The organism is Flavobacterium erciyesense, from assembly GCF_018069925.1.
GTDB classification, from domain to species: domain Bacteria; phylum Bacteroidota; class Bacteroidia; order Flavobacteriales; family Flavobacteriaceae; genus Flavobacterium; species Flavobacterium erciyesense.
In genome coordinates, this window is sequence record NZ_JAGPXB010000001.1 from 13,473 (window position 1) to 29,080 (window position 15,608).

Annotated in this window: 17 protein-coding genes and 1 tRNA gene; 11 read left to right on the top strand and 7 right to left on the bottom strand. The window is 35.2% G+C overall.

The annotated features are described in order from the left end of the window. The first annotated feature begins 22 nt into the window (after window positions 1-22). The 5 genes from KBJ98_RS00060 (at window position 23) to groL (ending at window position 3,934) form a co-directional block, all read left to right on the top strand. Entirely contained in the window at window positions 23-526 is a 504-nt protein-coding gene (locus KBJ98_RS00060) for an LptE family protein (protein ID WP_210787755.1), read from the top strand. 72 nt (window positions 527-598) lie between these two features. Continuing rightward, the gene (locus KBJ98_RS00065; protein WP_210787756.1) at window positions 599-1,450 is read left to right on the top strand and encodes a tetratricopeptide repeat protein; all 852 of its coding nucleotides are present in this window, start codon (window positions 599-601) and stop codon (window positions 1,448-1,450) included. A 3-nt stretch (window positions 1,451-1,453) separates the two neighbouring features. Then, window positions 1,454-1,816, top strand: a complete 363-nt coding sequence (gene secG / locus KBJ98_RS00070) for a preprotein translocase subunit SecG (protein WP_210787757.1) — start codon at window positions 1,454-1,456, stop codon at window positions 1,814-1,816. A 138-nt stretch (window positions 1,817-1,954) separates the two neighbouring features. Beyond that, a complete protein-coding gene (locus tag KBJ98_RS00075) occupies window positions 1,955-2,230 on the top strand; it encodes a co-chaperone GroES (RefSeq protein ID WP_007137725.1) in 276 nt (91 codons plus the stop codon). A gap of 72 nt (window positions 2,231-2,302) precedes the next feature. Beyond that, window positions 2,303-3,934: a chaperonin GroEL gene (gene groL / locus KBJ98_RS00080; protein WP_210787758.1), complete on the top strand. Its 1,632-nt coding sequence runs from the start codon at window positions 2,303-2,305 to the stop codon at window positions 3,932-3,934. A gap of 69 nt (window positions 3,935-4,003) precedes the next feature. Here the strand turns inward: groL and KBJ98_RS00085 are convergent, their stop codons facing one another. From KBJ98_RS00085 to xrtF, 3 genes are all read right to left on the bottom strand, one after another. Continuing rightward, window positions 4,004-4,678 carry a DedA family protein gene (locus KBJ98_RS00085; protein ID WP_210787759.1) on the bottom strand — a complete coding sequence of 225 codons (675 nt, stop codon included), beginning with the start codon at window positions 4,676-4,678 and terminating at the stop codon, window positions 4,004-4,006. 129 nt (window positions 4,679-4,807) lie between these two features. Continuing rightward, a complete protein-coding gene (locus KBJ98_RS00090) occupies window positions 4,808-5,251 on the bottom strand; it encodes an exosortase F system-associated membrane protein (protein WP_210787760.1) in 444 nt (147 codons plus the stop codon). Further along, window positions 5,241-5,777 carry an exosortase family protein XrtF gene (xrtF, locus tag KBJ98_RS00095; protein ID WP_210787761.1) on the bottom strand — a complete coding sequence of 179 codons (537 nt, stop codon included), beginning with the start codon at window positions 5,775-5,777 and terminating at the stop codon, window positions 5,241-5,243. Before xrtF ends, KBJ98_RS00090 begins: the two co-directional genes overlap by 11 nt. Window positions 5,778-5,853: 76 nt before the next feature. On the opposite strand from xrtF, the gene KBJ98_RS00100 reads away from it, so the two are divergent. From KBJ98_RS00100 to rpe, 6 genes are all read left to right on the top strand, one after another. Next, entirely contained in the window at window positions 5,854-6,309 is a 456-nt protein-coding gene (locus tag KBJ98_RS00100; RefSeq protein ID WP_210787762.1) for a GAF domain-containing protein, read from the top strand. A gap of 11 nt (window positions 6,310-6,320) precedes the next feature. Next, window positions 6,321-7,313: an energy transducer TonB gene (locus tag KBJ98_RS00105; protein WP_210787763.1), complete on the top strand. Its 993-nt coding sequence runs from the start codon at window positions 6,321-6,323 to the stop codon at window positions 7,311-7,313. A 133-nt stretch (window positions 7,314-7,446) separates the two neighbouring features. Further along, window positions 7,447-7,713 (top strand): 30S ribosomal protein S15, encoded by a 267-nt coding sequence (rpsO, locus tag KBJ98_RS00110; protein ID WP_086453034.1) that lies wholly within the window; start codon window positions 7,447-7,449, stop codon window positions 7,711-7,713. 234 nt (window positions 7,714-7,947) lie between these two features. After that, window positions 7,948-10,083, top strand: coding sequence for a polyribonucleotide nucleotidyltransferase (locus tag KBJ98_RS00115; RefSeq protein WP_210787764.1), 2,136 nt, complete (start codon window positions 7,948-7,950; stop codon window positions 10,081-10,083). A 312-nt stretch (window positions 10,084-10,395) separates the two neighbouring features. After that, window positions 10,396-11,259, top strand: coding sequence for a sigma-70 family RNA polymerase sigma factor (locus KBJ98_RS00120; RefSeq protein ID WP_026707723.1), 864 nt, complete (start codon window positions 10,396-10,398; stop codon window positions 11,257-11,259). Window positions 11,260-11,781: 522 nt separating this feature from the next. Beyond that, window positions 11,782-12,444: a ribulose-phosphate 3-epimerase gene (gene rpe, locus KBJ98_RS00125; protein ID WP_166133345.1), complete on the top strand. Its 663-nt coding sequence runs from the start codon at window positions 11,782-11,784 to the stop codon at window positions 12,442-12,444. An 89-nt stretch (window positions 12,445-12,533) separates the two neighbouring features. Here rpe and KBJ98_RS00130 read toward each other — a convergent pair whose 3' ends face one another. The 4 genes from KBJ98_RS00130 to KBJ98_RS00145 all read right to left on the bottom strand — a co-directional run bounded on the left by KBJ98_RS00130 (window position 12,534) and on the right by KBJ98_RS00145 (window position 15,558). Next, entirely contained in the window at window positions 12,534-13,793 is a 1,260-nt protein-coding gene (locus tag KBJ98_RS00130) for a YeiH family protein (protein WP_166133343.1), read from the bottom strand. 195 nt (window positions 13,794-13,988) lie between these two features. Then, window positions 13,989-14,789: a zinc-dependent peptidase gene (locus KBJ98_RS00135; protein WP_210787765.1), complete on the bottom strand. Its 801-nt coding sequence runs from the start codon at window positions 14,787-14,789 to the stop codon at window positions 13,989-13,991. A gap of 78 nt (window positions 14,790-14,867) precedes the next feature. Continuing rightward, window positions 14,868-14,941, bottom strand: a tRNA-Arg gene (locus tag KBJ98_RS00140). A 167-nt stretch (window positions 14,942-15,108) separates the two neighbouring features. Further along, window positions 15,109-15,558, bottom strand: a complete 450-nt coding sequence (locus KBJ98_RS00145) for a GatB/YqeY domain-containing protein (RefSeq protein ID WP_166133340.1) — start codon at window positions 15,556-15,558, stop codon at window positions 15,109-15,111. Window positions 15,559-15,608: the final 50 nt, after the last annotated feature.

Genomic DNA, 15,608 nt, shown 5'->3' on the forward strand with positions numbered 1-15,608 from the left:
TTCACCAATTACTTTCAAGAACATGAAATTTATAAAATATTTTCTTTTAGCCATAATAATTGCAAGCACCAATAGCTGCTCTGTTTATAATTTTACGGGAACAGGTAACATTGATGCCAAAACCTTTCAAGTAGGGTTTTTTCAGAATAATGCTGAATTAATTGAACCTGGAATCGATAGAACATTTACCTTGAAATTACAAGATTTGATTCAGAATCAAACGAATTTAAACCTTGTAACGAATGGTGCCGACTTAACCTACGAAGGTGAAATTGTAGATTACAGAATTAGTCCAATGACCGCCACTGCTGATCAAAGAGCTGCACAAAACCGCTTGACCGTTCGAGTAAATGTTCGTTTTTCAAACAAGAAAAAAGAAACAGATGATTTTGAAAAATCGTTTAGCTTTTTCTTTGATTATCCTGCCGAACAGCAATTAACAGGTGCACCACTTAATAGTGCCTTGGAAGAAATTTTTGATCGTATTACACAAGATATCTTCAACGAGTCTTTGGCTAAGTGGTAACTTAATCCAACCTGCACTCACAATTATTTGACCAACTAGCTGTATATTAGCATACAACTTGATTTAAAAAAAATGGAATTAGCTGACTTTACCTATTTAATAACCAAGCCGGATGCTATCCTTGAGAAGCAAACCACATCGTTAGACGACGTGATTGCATCGTATCCTTATTTTCAAAGTGCGAAAGCCATTCAGCTAAAAGGGCTATACAGTCAAAACAGCTTTAAATATAATGGCGCTTTAAAACTAACGGCCGCCCACACCACAGATCGTTCGGTACTATTTGATTTTATCACTTCCGAAAATTTTGTGGCTATACACAAGCGACTTTACGAAAAAAAACTCCAAGCCATCTTAGACATTAATGTTATTGATAGTGAAGAAATAAAGCAGCCTGAAATTACAACACCGGTGCTGAGTCCTGTTGAAAGGTCAATTTTAACCTCGATTAAAGAAGCTTCAACGCCTGAACCCAAAGAGCAAGAAGCCATACTGATCGAAAAACTCGAAATTGGAAGTCCATTAGAATTTTCAAAACAAGAGCAACATTCGTTTCAAGAATGGTTACAACTTTCAAGAACAGAGCCTATCAAACGAGACGAAATTGAGCAAAGTATTCCAAAGGAACCTGCGCTTGATCCCGAAAAATTAAAAAAATTAGCCATTATTGATAAGTTCATTGAGACTAGTCCTAAAATTTCTCCTGTAAAGCAGAACTCTAGTCCAGCTGTGAATATTGAACTTCCTACAGCAGATCATTCGGCATTAATGACAGAGACCTTAGCGAGAGTTTATTTGGAGCAAAAAAAATATCAAAAAGCGATACAAGCTTATGAAATATTAATTTTGAAATATCCAGAAAAAAGTAGTTTCTTTGCGGACCGCATATCGGATATTAAGATTTTACAACATAATAATAATTAAACAATGAGCACATTTTCAATTTTTTTAGTTTTAATAACTATAGTTTGTTTCCTATTAATCGTAGTAATCATGGTACAAAACCCTAAAGGTGGCGGATTATCATCTAATGTTGGTGGTTCACAAATGTTAGGTGGAGTACAAAAAACAACTGATTTCTTAGACAAAAGTACTTGGACACTTTCTGCTATTTTAATTGCGCTTATTTTACTTTCAAGCTTAAGTTTCACTGGATCATTAAGTGATACAGATTCTAAAATCATTGAAAACACGCCAGCATCAGCGGCTCCAGCTCCAGCTGTACCAGCACAAAAGGCTCCAGCTGTACCAGCACAAAAGGCTCCAGCTGCTACAAATCCAGCTAAATAATTTTTACGACACACAATACAAAATGCCAGCTTGTCAAAGCTGGCATTTTTTTTAAGAAATTATGTCAGTTTTAATACCATGGCATAATTTCTGAAAGTTATTGAGCATTCCAAAATAAATAATTTAAAAACATAAATCATGGCATTAAACATTAAACCACTTTCAGACAGAGTTCTTATCGAACCTGTTGCCGCAGAAACAAAAACTGCATCAGGAATTTTTATACCAGATACAGCCAAAGAAAAGCCTCAAAAAGGGACTGTTGTTGCTGTAGGAAATGGAACTAAAGAACACACAATGACCGTAAAAATTGGAGATTCTGTTCTTTATGGAAAATACGCTGGGACAGAATTAAAATTAGAAGGAAAAGATTATTTGATCATGCGCGAAGATGATATTCTAGCGATAATCTAAATTTTGTTAAAAGTTTCAGGTTAGATTCCTGAAAGCAACTTTAAACTAAAACAACTTTAAACTAAATTAAAAATGGCAAAAGATATAAAATTTGATATTGAAGCACGTGACGGATTAAAACGTGGAGTTGACGCATTAGCAAATGCTGTAAAAGTAACATTAGGACCAAAAGGACGTAATGTAATTATTGGAAAAGCTTTTGGAGGTCCAAACGTAACCAAAGATGGTGTTACCGTTGCTAAAGAAATCGAATTAAAAGATCCTTTAGAAAATATGGGAGCTCAAATGGTAAAAGAAGTAGCATCGAAAACTAATGATTTAGCTGGTGATGGAACTACAACTGCAACTGTTTTAGCGCAAGCAATTGTAAAAGAAGGATTAAAAAACGTAGCTGCCGGAGCTAACCCAATGGATTTGAAACGCGGTATTGACAAAGCAGTTGAGGCTATTGTAGCTGACTTAGCTCAGCAAGCTAAAGTAGTAGGTAGCGACTCTGAAAAAATCAAACAAATTGCTTCTATCTCTGCTAATAATGACGAAGTTATTGGTGAATTAATCGCTACTGCTTTCGCAAAAGTAGGAAAAGAAGGAGTAATCACTGTAGAAGAAGCAAAAGGTACAGATACATTTGTAGATGTTGTTGAAGGAATGCAATTTGATAGAGGATACCTATCTCCGTATTTTGTAACAAATTCAGAAAAAATGGAAGTAGAACTTGACAGTCCTTACATTTTACTATACGATAAAAAAGTATCTTCTTTAAAAGAATTATTACCAGTACTTGAGCCTGTAGCGCAATCAGGTAAGCCATTATTAATTATTGCTGAAGATGTTGATGGCGAAGCTTTATCAACATTAGTAGTAAACAAATTAAGAGGAGCATTAAAAATTGCTGCTGTAAAAGCACCTGGATTTGGTGACAGAAGAAAGGCAATGCTAGAAGATATTGCAATTTTAACTGGAGGAACTGTAATTTCTGAAGAGAGAGGTTACACTTTAGAAAACACTACTATTGAAATGTTAGGAACTTCTAAAAAAGTAACTATCGATAAAGACAATACTACAATTGTAAGCGGTGCTGGAGATGCGGACATGATCAAAAATCGTGTGAACCAAATTAAAGGTCAAATGGAAGCTACTACTTCTGATTATGACAAAGAAAAACTACAAGAGCGTTTGGCTAAATTAGCTGGTGGAGTTGCTGTTCTTTATGTTGGTGCTGCCTCTGAAGTAGAAATGAAAGAGAAAAAAGACCGTGTAGACGATGCATTACACGCAACTCGTGCTGCTGTAGAAGAAGGTATTGTTGCTGGTGGTGGTGTAGCATTATTAAGAGCTAAAAATGTTCTTACTTCAATTACTGCAGACAATGCTGACGAAGCTACGGGAATCCAAATTGTTTCTCGTGCAGTAGAAGCTCCATTAAGAACTATCGTTGAAAACGCAGGTCTTGAAGGATCTGTTGTAGTAGCGAAAGTTGCTGAAGGCGCTGGTGATTTTGGATACAACGCTAAAACAGATCAATATGTAGATATGCTTGCTGCTGGAATTATCGACCCTAAGAAAGTAACTCGTGTAGCATTAGAAAATGCAGCATCTGTAGCTGGAATGATCTTAACAACAGAATGTGCATTAATTGACATTAAAGAAGAAAACGCTGGTGGCGGAATGCCAATGGGCGGTGGAATGCCAGGAATGATGTAATTTCCTGTTCATTACTAAACATAAAAAAAGCCCCAAATTAAATTGGGGCTTTTTTGTATAACTATTTTTTTACTCTTTTGATTTTTTACTGAACTTATAAATAACCGGTAGTATTGTAATTCCTACGAGTGACAAAACAATTAATTCAATATGCTCTTTCAAATCAACTTGATAATTCTTTAAAAGAAAACCGTACAAGTAGTGTCCTGCGAATATCAAAGTGAAAGACCAAATAAATGAACTCAAGACATTATAAAACATAAATTTTTGCTTGTTCATAGAAACAATACCAGCGACTATTGGTGCAAAAGTTCTAAAAATTGGTAGAAAACGAGCAAAAATAATCGCCTTGCCACCATATTTCTCGAAAAAATCTTTAGACTGAACCAAATACTTTCTTTTGAACCAAAAACTATCTTGCTTGTTGTACAAATAATATCCGCTTTTTGACCCAAACCAATACCCAACTACGTTTCCTAAAATACCAGCTAATGCTACCAATGTAGCTAACAAGACCACATTTAAGAAATCATGATCAATAAAAACGATATTTTCAATTAATTCGCGACTGTAAATTCCTGCCAAGAACAACAAACTATCTCCTGGTAAAAAGAAACCTGCAAAGAGACCCGTTTCGGCAAACACAATAAATAAAACGATATAAATTCCCAACTTAATCCCGTTGACATCAAAATGGATATAAAAAAGTGGGTCTATTAAATTCTTCCAATCAAAATTGTTCATTCTAAGTTTTTTTGTACTACGATTATCAGCGCGTGAAAGTACATATAATAAACATCAAGAACAATTTATTGTTTTATTTTAAAGTTTTATTAACGGTTGTAAAAAACACCGATAAAACCCAAAATGAATTTACTTTGATTGCTTTTGATAGTACAAACCGGCCAAGAACAAAAGCAAAAAAAGAGGCTGAATTATAAATCTTCTGATGTAGAAGAGATACCAATTTTGATTTGGTAAATCATTCAATAGCACAATATAGAACGCAACAATTAACACCACAAAAAAGAACAAGTACAGCAGTGATGCAAACTTAATTAAAGCTTTGTCCCGATATAAAACAAAAATGATTGCCAGCGAAAAAACAGTATTCAAAGAATACCTAAAAAATAAGCCAAAGAATAATTTACCTTTATTTAAAACCGGAAATGCTGATTCTTCAAAATCGTTTTTAAAAAAATCTAAAAGTGGATCATAAAACATTTGATTCTCAAAAGCACGCACCGCAATTAAAAGTACAATAAGAACAATCAAAAAGAAAAGACGCGATTTGTTTTGAAGTAGTTTACGCAGCATAACTCGAATATTTACGAACCCAAATTAACCACAATAAAAACACCACCCCATAAATAGATAATGGAAAAATGACTCCATGTAGAAAAGGCTCATGCTCTGGATAATAAAAAATTAAAGCACTCAAGGCTGCAATACGAAGTACATTTAGGATATAAATTAAAACACAACCACACAAAACATACCCAATTGTAATAGCCCAACGACCAGAAAAAGAAATTACAAATGAGGCAAACAAAATAAGAACACTCACTGCATTACAACCTTCGACAATCCTGGCAACGTAATGATTTTGATACATGAGTTTCATGTAAGCATGTTTTGAACTTTCAGTCACAAAAGAATTAGTAGTAAAACAATCCAAAACCCAAGCAGTATTATTGCTGACCATTTTGGTAATCCCATCCACTTTATTCGATTCAAATCCAGATAAGTAGTATTGGTATAAAGCTGTCAAAACAACATAACTCAGAAAAAAAGAACCTAAAAAAAGTAAAAAGGGTTTGTATTGGTAATAATATTTTTTCAACTTGATTTTTTTTAACAAATTTATACAAAATATAAAACCGTCTTTAAATACTTTTGTAAAATAAAATCAATAAAACATGACCTTTCAAGAATTACAACCTAAAGTTACCGAAATTACTCAAAATACAACTCAAAGTAGAGATGAAAAACTTTTGTCTATCTGTCAGCTTTTGAGCAATTCTATCTCATACTACAATTGGGTAGGATTTTATTTTGCCAATCACGAAACAAAAACGCTTCATTTAGGACCTTACGTAGGTGCGGAAACAGATCATACTGTAATCCCTTTCGGAAAAGGAATTTGCGGACAAGTTGCCGAGTCGAATGCAAATTTTGTGGTGCCCGATGTAAGCGCTCAGGACAATTATATTGCTTGTAGTTTTACCGTAAAATCTGAAATTGTTGTGCCTCTTTTCGTAAACGGACAAAATATTGGCCAAATTGACATTGATAGCCATGTAATAGATCCTTTCACTGAGAAAGACGAACGATTTTTAGAGTTTGTAAATCAAGAGATTGCAACATTATTTTAAGACTACAATTGATGATGAGCAACAAAAAATTCAAAATTCAATTCTGTATTATCACTTTATTTTTTATTTGTCTTGTCACTCCTTCTTTTGGACAAAAAAATGACGATGCTTTTTTCTATATTGACTCTTTAGGTCGTGTGGGAGAAGAAGCTAATCATAAATTCGTAAGAGTAATAAAGCAGTACTACGTAGAAAAAGATGACTATCAGTTTCTAGAATACTACAGATCTGGTAAAATTTACGCTGCTGGCACTTCAAAAGACAAAGACATTTTAAGACCAGATGGATCAGTGGTTCGCTATTACGAAAACGGACGTAAAAAAGAAATCACCAATTACATTGATTCTCACATTACAGGCAAGCAATATCGATGGTATGAAAATGGTTCAATACAATCCGAAAAAGAGTTTAGCTACGATAAAAGCACAAATAAAACTAGTGAAAAAGTATTGCAATTTTGGAGTCCCGATAAAACACAGTTAGTAATTGATGGCAATGGAATGTACGAAGCAATTGACGAAGATATTGTTGAAGGTTTTGAGATAGTAGGAACCGTTTATGAGAAAGGCGAAATCAAAAATGGATTCAAACACGGAAAATGGATAGGGAACTCAACACGTCCTAAAATTTCATATTTGGAAGAGTACGATAGCGGCAAACTCATAAATGGCAACAGTACTGATGAGGACAATCATCAGTATTCCTACACCGAAGTAAAAGAAGAACCAGCGCCGAAAACAGGCATAAATGATTTTTATCGTTACGTAGGAAAAAAATACAACGCACCAAATATTCGTGGTTTTAGTGGTAAAATTTATGTGACCTTTATTGTCGACAAAGACGGAAAGCTCACAGAAGCAAAAGTGGTACGAGATGCGGGATATGGAACCGGAGCAGAAGCATTAAGAGTTATAAATGAAGCTAAAAACTGGAATCCAGGTAAAATAAGAGGGATTATTTCTCGATTTTTTTACAGTTTACCAATAACAATAATGGCAAATTAGTGTTAAGATACTGAAAGCAAAGTTTTTAAAAGATTTCGCAAGTTTAATTTTAATTATCAGAAATAAATACTAATTTTGCACCCGTCTACCAATAGATGGCAGACATACATAAGAATCATTAAATAATATTGGAATGTATTTAACTAAAGAGATTAAAGAAGAAATCTTCGCACAACACGGAGAAAAAACGAATACTGGAAAAGCTGAAGCGCAAATCGCTTTGTTTACTTACAGAATTAGTCATTTAACTGAGCACTTGAAAAAAAATCGTCATGATTACAACACTGAGCGTTCATTAGTATTACTAGTAGGAAAAAGAAGATCGTTGTTAGATTACTTGAAAAAGAAAGAAATCAACAGATACCGTGAAATTATCAAAGTATTGAATATCAGAAAATAATCAATAGGAAAGAGGTGCGAAAGTGCCTCTTTTTTTATTTTATATAATATTGTCTTGAATCACTACAGAAGTCCTGACACAAAAGGGATTAGAGCTAAGACAAAATCGCAAAATCAATTCATTTGAATTGATCATTAAAAAAAGTTTGGTTTTTCATTGGGTTTTAGGCATTAACTACGCACAACAACAACTACAACACAACTAGAACCCATGTTTAACTAAAAAATTAAATTTATGATTCCACAATTATTTGTAGAAAGTATCGATTTAGGTGATGGCAGAAGCATCACAATCGAGACAGGTCGTTTAGCCAAACAAGCTGATGGATCTGTAGTAGTAAGAATGGGTGATACGATGATCCTTGCCACAGCGGTAGCCTCTCGTAACATCAATCCAAATGTAGATTTTTTACCTTTAACAGTAGATTATCGCGAAAAATTTGCAGCCGCAGGTCGTTTCCCAGGTGGTTTCTTCAAAAGAGAAGCACGTCCTAGTGATAGCGAAGTATTAACTATGAGATTAGTTGACCGTGTTTTACGTCCACTTTTCCCAGATGATTACCACGCGGAAGTACAAGTTATGATTCAATTAATGTCGCATGACGAAGAAGTAATGCCTGATTCATTAGCAGGTTTAGCCGCTTCAGCAGCATTAGCGGTTTCAGACATTCCTTTTCACAATTTAATTTCTGAAGTACGTGTTGCGCGTATCGACGGGAAATTTGTGATCAACCCAAGCAGAGAAGACTTAGCAAAATCTGACATCGACATGATGATTGGAGCTTCTATGGATTCTGTAGCGATGGTTGAAGGAGAAATGAAAGAAATTTCAGAAGCAGAAATGGTAGAAGCTATCAAATTTGCTCATGAAGCAATCAAAGTTCAAATTCAAGCGCAATTGCGTTTGCAAGCTGCTTTTGGTAAAAAAGAAATTCGTACTTACGAAGGTGAGAAAGAAAACGAAGAAATTTATAAAAAAGTAAAAGCTGCTGCTTACGATAAAATTTACAATATCGCTAAAGTAGGTTCTGCTAAACATGAAAGAACCGCTGCATTTGCTGAAGTAAAAGAAGAAGTAAAAGCTTTATTTACAGAAGAAGAATTAGCAGAAGACGGAGATTTAGTTTCTAAATATTTTTATAAAACAAACAAAGAAGCCGTTCGTAATGTAGTATTAGAATTAGGTGTTCGTTTAGACGGTAGAAAAACAACAGACATCAGACCAATTTGGTGTGAAACTGATTATTTACCAAGAGTTCACGGGTCTTCTTTATTTACACGTGGAGAAACTCAAGCTTTAGCTACAGTAACTTTAGGAACTTCAAGAGAAGCGAATCAAATAGATTCTCCATCTGAACAAGGTGAAGAAAAATTCTATTTACATTATAACTTCCCTCCTTTCTCAACTGGAGAAGCAAAACCTTTAAGAGGAACTTCAAGAAGAGAAGTAGGTCACGGTAACTTAGCGCAAAGAGCGTTAAAAAACATGATTCCTGCAGATTGTCCTTACACAATTCGTATCGTATCTGAAGTATTAGAATCTAACGGGTCTTCTTCAATGGCTACAGTTTGTGCTGGTACAATGGCGTTAATGGATGCTGGAGTTCAAATGGTAAAACCAGTTTCCGGTATTGCCATGGGATTAATTACTGACGGCGAAAAATTTGCTGTACTATCTGATATTTTAGGTGATGAAGATCACTTAGGAGATATGGATTTTAAAGTAACTGGAACTGCTGACGGTATTACTGCCTGTCAAATGGATATTAAAATTGATGGTTTACGTTATGACATTATGGAGCAAGCATTAGCACAAGCTCGTGATGGACGTTTACATATTTTAGGAAAATTGACTGAGACAATTGCTACACCAAGAGCTGATGTTAAAAAATATGCTCCCAAAATTATTACCAGAACTATTCCTGGAAACTTTATTGGTGCTTTAATTGGACCTGGCGGAAAAGTAATTCAAGAATTACAAAAAGCTACAGGAACAACTATCGTAATCAACGAAGTGGACGAGCAAGGAGTAGTTGAGATCTTAGGAACTGATCCAGACGGAATTGCAACTGTTTTAGCTAAAATTGACTCTATCATCTTCAAACCAGCGATGGGTGAAGCTTACGAAGTGAAAGTAATTAAAATGTTAGATTTCGGTGCGGTGGTAGAATATACAGCAGCTCCTGGAAACGAAGTTTTATTACACGTATCTGAATTAGCTTGGGAACGTACTGAAAACGTTAGCGATGTGGTAAACATGGGCGATGTGTTCCAAGTAAAATACCTAGGACTTGATCCTAAAACTAGAAAAGAGAAAGTATCAAGAAAAGCTCTTTTACCAAGACCTCCGCGCGAGGAGAAAAAAGAGTAATCAGATCTTAGTTTACTAAAGGTTTATTTATAGAAAATCCCGTTCGCCAATGCGAACGGGATTTTTGTTTTCTAAAAACACATATCGTTCTAATGTATACCAAACCGCATTAGGGATAGCAGTGGAAATCCTTTTTATTCGTCGCGGCGAATAAAAAGATTGTAACGAATAGCATGGTTCGCCGCGGCGAAAATGCCCTCCTTCGGCTTCGCTCAGGATTAAACTAAATAAATTTATTTTTAAAAAATGTAACTTTTTTGCAACTCCTTACGTATAACTATTTGTACACTTTAAAATTGAGGAGACAACACCATGAGACAACTTAAAATTACCAAGCAGGTAACGAATCGTGAAACTGCATCATTAGACAAATATTTACAAGAAATTGGAAAAGTTGATCTTATCACGGCTGATGAAGAGGTAGAGTTAGCACAAAAGATTAAAGCTGGTGACCAGCGCGCCTTAGAAAAATTAACAAAAGCCAACTTACGTTTCGTAGTATCGGTGGCAAAACAATATCAAAATCAAGGTTTAACACTTCCCGATTTAATTAACGAAGGAAACCTTGGACTTATAAAAGCAGCACAACGTTTTGATGAAACTCGTGGTTTCAAATTCATTTCGTATGCTGTATGGTGGATTCGTCAATCGATTTTGCAAGCTTTGGCTGAGCAGTCTCGTATTGTGCGTTTGCCTTTGAACAAAATTGGTTCTATCAATAAAATCAACAAAATGTACGCTTTACTAGAGCAATCTAACGAGCGTCCGCCATCTGCTGAGGAAATTGCAAAAGAACTTGACATGACCGTAAATGATGTAAAAGAGTCTATGAAAAACTCTGGTCGTCACTTATCCATGGATGCTCCACTTGTAGAAGGTGAAGATTCTAACCTTTACGATGTATTGCGTTCTGGAGAGTCTCCAAACCCAGATAGAGAGTTAATTCACGAGTCATTGCGCACCGAAATTGAGCGTTCTCTTGAAACTCTTACACCTCGTGAGGCTGATGTAGTTCGTTTGTACTTTGGTCTTGGTGACCAACACCCAATGACTTTAGAAGAAATTGGAGAAACTTTCGACCTAACTCGTGAGCGTGTACGTCAAATCAAGGAAAAAGCAATCCGTAGATTAAAACATACTTCTAGAAGTAAAATTTTAAAAACCTATTTAGGATAACTATATTTGTTTCAAGTTTAAAGTTTAAAGTTGCTCAAAACATCTTGAAACCTTAAACTTGAAACTTTTTTAAAGCAAACAACAGTCTGATTAACTGTTCGTTTTTTGATTGATGATTGAAACCTCGGCTGATTACCGAGGTTTTATTTTTTTCAATAAAACCTCGGTCTGTTCTCCGCCACGGCGGATCGAGTTTCCGAGGTTTTATTTTTTTTCAATATAACCACAAATCACTATTTACTTCTCACTATTCACTTCTCACTATTCACTTCTCACTATTCACTTCTCACTATTCACTTTAAGGGCGTAACCCTCCGTAAAAACTTCGGGTCGGGCTATTCTCTATATCTTTTGTTTCGCTAACGCTGCACAAAAGAATGTCGCTGTTATCCCTTACGCTACCTTCGTTACAAAAAGACGCTATTTCTTCTTAATGAAAAAGTACTTCAATTGGTCTAAAAAAACTATTTTTGCACCAACAACTTAAGAATCTGAAACATATTCAGATTAAACAACTACACAATGAAAAATACACTTATTGCTCCATCAGTATTAGCGGCTGACTTTGGAAACCTACAGCGAGACATTGAAATGATCAACAATAGTGAAGCCGATTGGTTTCATATAGACATCATGGACGGCATTTTTGTACCAAACATTTCATACGGAATGCCAGTTTTACAAGCTATAGCAAAACACGCTACCAAAACAATTGATGTACACTTAATGATTGTAGATCCTGATCGTTACATCAAAACATTTGCTGACCTAGGAGCTAATATCCTGAGCGTACATTATGAAGCGTGCACACACTTGCACAGAACGCTGCAAGCCATAAAAGCAGAAGGAATGAAGGCAGGAGTTGCCATTAATCCACACACTTCAATTGATCTGTTAGAAGATGTAATTAATGATATTGATTTGGTTTGTATCATGAGTGTAAATCCTGGTTTTGGAGGACAATCATTTATTGAAAACACTTACGCAAAAGTAGAAAAGCTAAAAGCTTTAATAAACCGCAAAGGAGCGCAAACAATTATTGAAATAGACGGCGGTGTAACCAACAAAAACGCGCGTCAGCTAGCAGAAGCTGGAGCCGATGTTTTAGTTGCTGGAAGCTACGTATTTGGAGCTACTGACCCAATTGCCACGGTTGCCGACTTAAAAAAGATTACTACCATATAAAACGACAAAAATCCCAATCACATAGATTGGGATTTTTTATTTCTAGAAGAATTACTTTCAAAAATTTTCAGGGCTTCCTATTACAAAAGTTATTCAAACAATAGAAAAGCAACAATCAATGTCATAATCACGTTAAATAACTGCGCCAATAAAAAAGCGAACAATGGTTTTTTACTACTATTTGAAAAAAGCTCTTTAAAATTGGTTTCAAGACCAATACTAGTAAAGGCTAAAGCAAACCAAAGACCTTGAATATTTTTTAAACTTTCTTTTACAACTTCTCTCGTTTCAGATGGAACCAAAAAAGAAAAAAACAAAGAGGCAGCAATAAAACCCAAAACAAACTTCGGAAAACGCTCCCAAATAACTCCTAAAGTAGGTTTGGCAGCCTGAACATCGGCTGTTTGGTTTTGCGTATACGTCCAATAAACTGAAATCGCAAAAGCAGCAATTCCTAATAAAACATTTTGAGAAAACTTAACGATAGTACTTATTTTTAAAGCCGTCTCGCCTACTAATGACCCCGAAGCAACAACCGCTCCCGAAGTATCAATGCTTCCGCCCAACCAAGCTCCTGTAACTGTTTCTGGAAAGTTAAAATATTTAGCAATCATCGGCATAAAAATCATCATTGGGATTGCAGTAACCAACACCATCGAAATTACGTAAGATAACTTTTTTGAATCTCCTTTAATAGCTCCCGAAGTAGCAATAGCTGCTGATACGCCACAGATGGAAACGGCACTAGATATCATCATAGTCAGTTCATCGTCAACTTTAAGTTTTTTACACAACCAAAAGGCAAAGTACCAAACTGACAAAACCACAACCAATGCTTGTATAAGTCCCAACGAACCAGCTTTTAGAATATCTGAAAAAATCACACTCGTTCCTAAAAGCACCAAACCAATTTTGACAAAGACTTCAGTTGAAAGCGCTGTACGAAACCAGTCAGGAAGTATAACCAAATTACCGATACACAACCCTATTGCTAAACTAAAAATAACCGCTTCTAAATTATAATTTTTTACCCAGCTGTTTCCGGCACAAATAAGAGCCAAAAGGGTAAGAGCATACAGTACTGGAAAAACTATAGCAAAATACCGCACTGACTTACCAATCAACAATGCTGCAAGACTGCCTAATGCTCCAAAATAGAAAAATTGAACAAGGATAAGCAGCACATTTTCTTTTGAAAAAACCGTATCCATCAAATCAGAACCCGTGGACCATTTAAAAACAGGCACCTCTGGCAGAAATACAAACAGCGATATAGCAATAATTAAAAATCCAATGAGTACCACAGTCCAATCTTCGTGAAGACCAAAATTCTTTTCTTTCTTTTCCATTAGAATTAGTTTGTGTTATAAAATTAATATTGTGTAGCGATAAAGTAGGCTTATCAAAAATAGCAACCTTTAAAAATTTACTTTCCCCACTTGTCACTACTATACAAATCTTGGTAAATAATTATAAAAAATAGCTTTACAATTGGGAAATAACAAAAAGACGCAACTCAATTCGCTTGGCGGCAGAGCACAAAATTACCTGCTTTTGTAATTTAGCATCCTAACAACATGTTGGTATAATGCGGGATGATTCTCTTTAAAAATTAAAGGAGATTCAAAGAAATGCTCTAAAACCACGGCCATAAATTCAAACTCATTTTCATAAGCATAAGCTCTAAAATATCCTTTTCGAAGTAATTCATTTTGACGATTAGGGTCTAAAAAATAACTTAGTGATTGGTTGAAAGAATCGTGATACACAATTGCACTTGCATCTTTACTTTTTACGCCATGCACTTGTAAGGCATGCGCAAACTCGTGCAAACCCAAATTAATATTGTCATTTTTCGTTTGTAAACCGGACATAAAATCTTCCCAAGAGAAAACTATTGCCTTCGCTTTTATATTTAACTCCCCTTTGTGAAAGACACCATTGCCATCCGAATCATAAGAAGTAGGATAAATAATAATTACTTCAAAAACAGCTATTAAATACTTACGCAAACCAAAACTCAGCATGACGTAAGTAGCAGCGATTAAAACCCGCATCTCATCGGTAACTTCAATTTTCCTACCTACAAATTGATAACGCTCGATAAAACATACTATTCTATGTTCAAAATAGGATTTGTATCGTGTGGAAAGTGCCGTGTAGAAAGGAAAATTATCTGCCAGTAATTCTCTTTGATTCGGTGACAATTTGCGTTGTACCGGATAAAAATGAACATAAAGTGGCTTATTAAAAAGAAACAAAAAAATGGGCTCTACAATCACAAAGATCACATAGAGCAAAAGAGATACAGCAACAAACCCAGAAATTATCAATGCAATTGTCATACGAAAAGGTGGATTTATTAAAAAAGCTTCAACCATGCTCCCTCCTTGGGAAATCAGTTGAAGCTTTAAAGTTAAAAGTGGCCGCGACAGGGTTCGAACCTGCAACCCTCAGAGTCGAAATCTGATATTCTATCCAGTTGAACTACACAGCCAAAAAAATCTCAAACAAAACAGTTTTTCATTGGAGTGTTAAAAACACTGTTGGTATGCAAAAATGTAACTGCCGATTACAAACCAAACGGAAAAGTTTTGTTTTTTTGAGAGGCGCAAGTAACGATTTTAGATTTACAAAATAAAATCGTTATGCATAAATTTCTGACTAGGTCAATAATTTTTTTACTATTGTTGAAATCGTTCTACCCTCAGCGGTTCCACCAAGTTGTGCAGAAGCCAATCCCATTACTTTACCCATTGCTGCAATACCAGAAGCTCCTGTTTCAGCAATAATTTTAGCAATTACAGCTTCTACTTCCTCCTCACTTAACTGAGCTGGCAAGAATTTTTCGATTACAGCGATTTGAGCCAATTCTGGCTCAGCCAAATCCAAACGGTTTTGCTCTGTAAAAATTCTTGCGCTTTCTTTACGTGTTTTTACTAAACGTTGTAATAACTTCACCTCTTCATCTTCGGTAATTTCTTCTTTAGATCCAGAAGCCGTTTGCGCTAAAAGAATCTCACTTTTTATGGCTCTTAAAGCTTCTAAAGCAACCGTATCTTTGGCTCTCATGGCGGTTTTCATTTCGTCCATGATTTGTACTGATAAACTCATATATTGGGTTTTAAATTTTGTTTTACTGTTGTAGTTGAAACAACTTATGA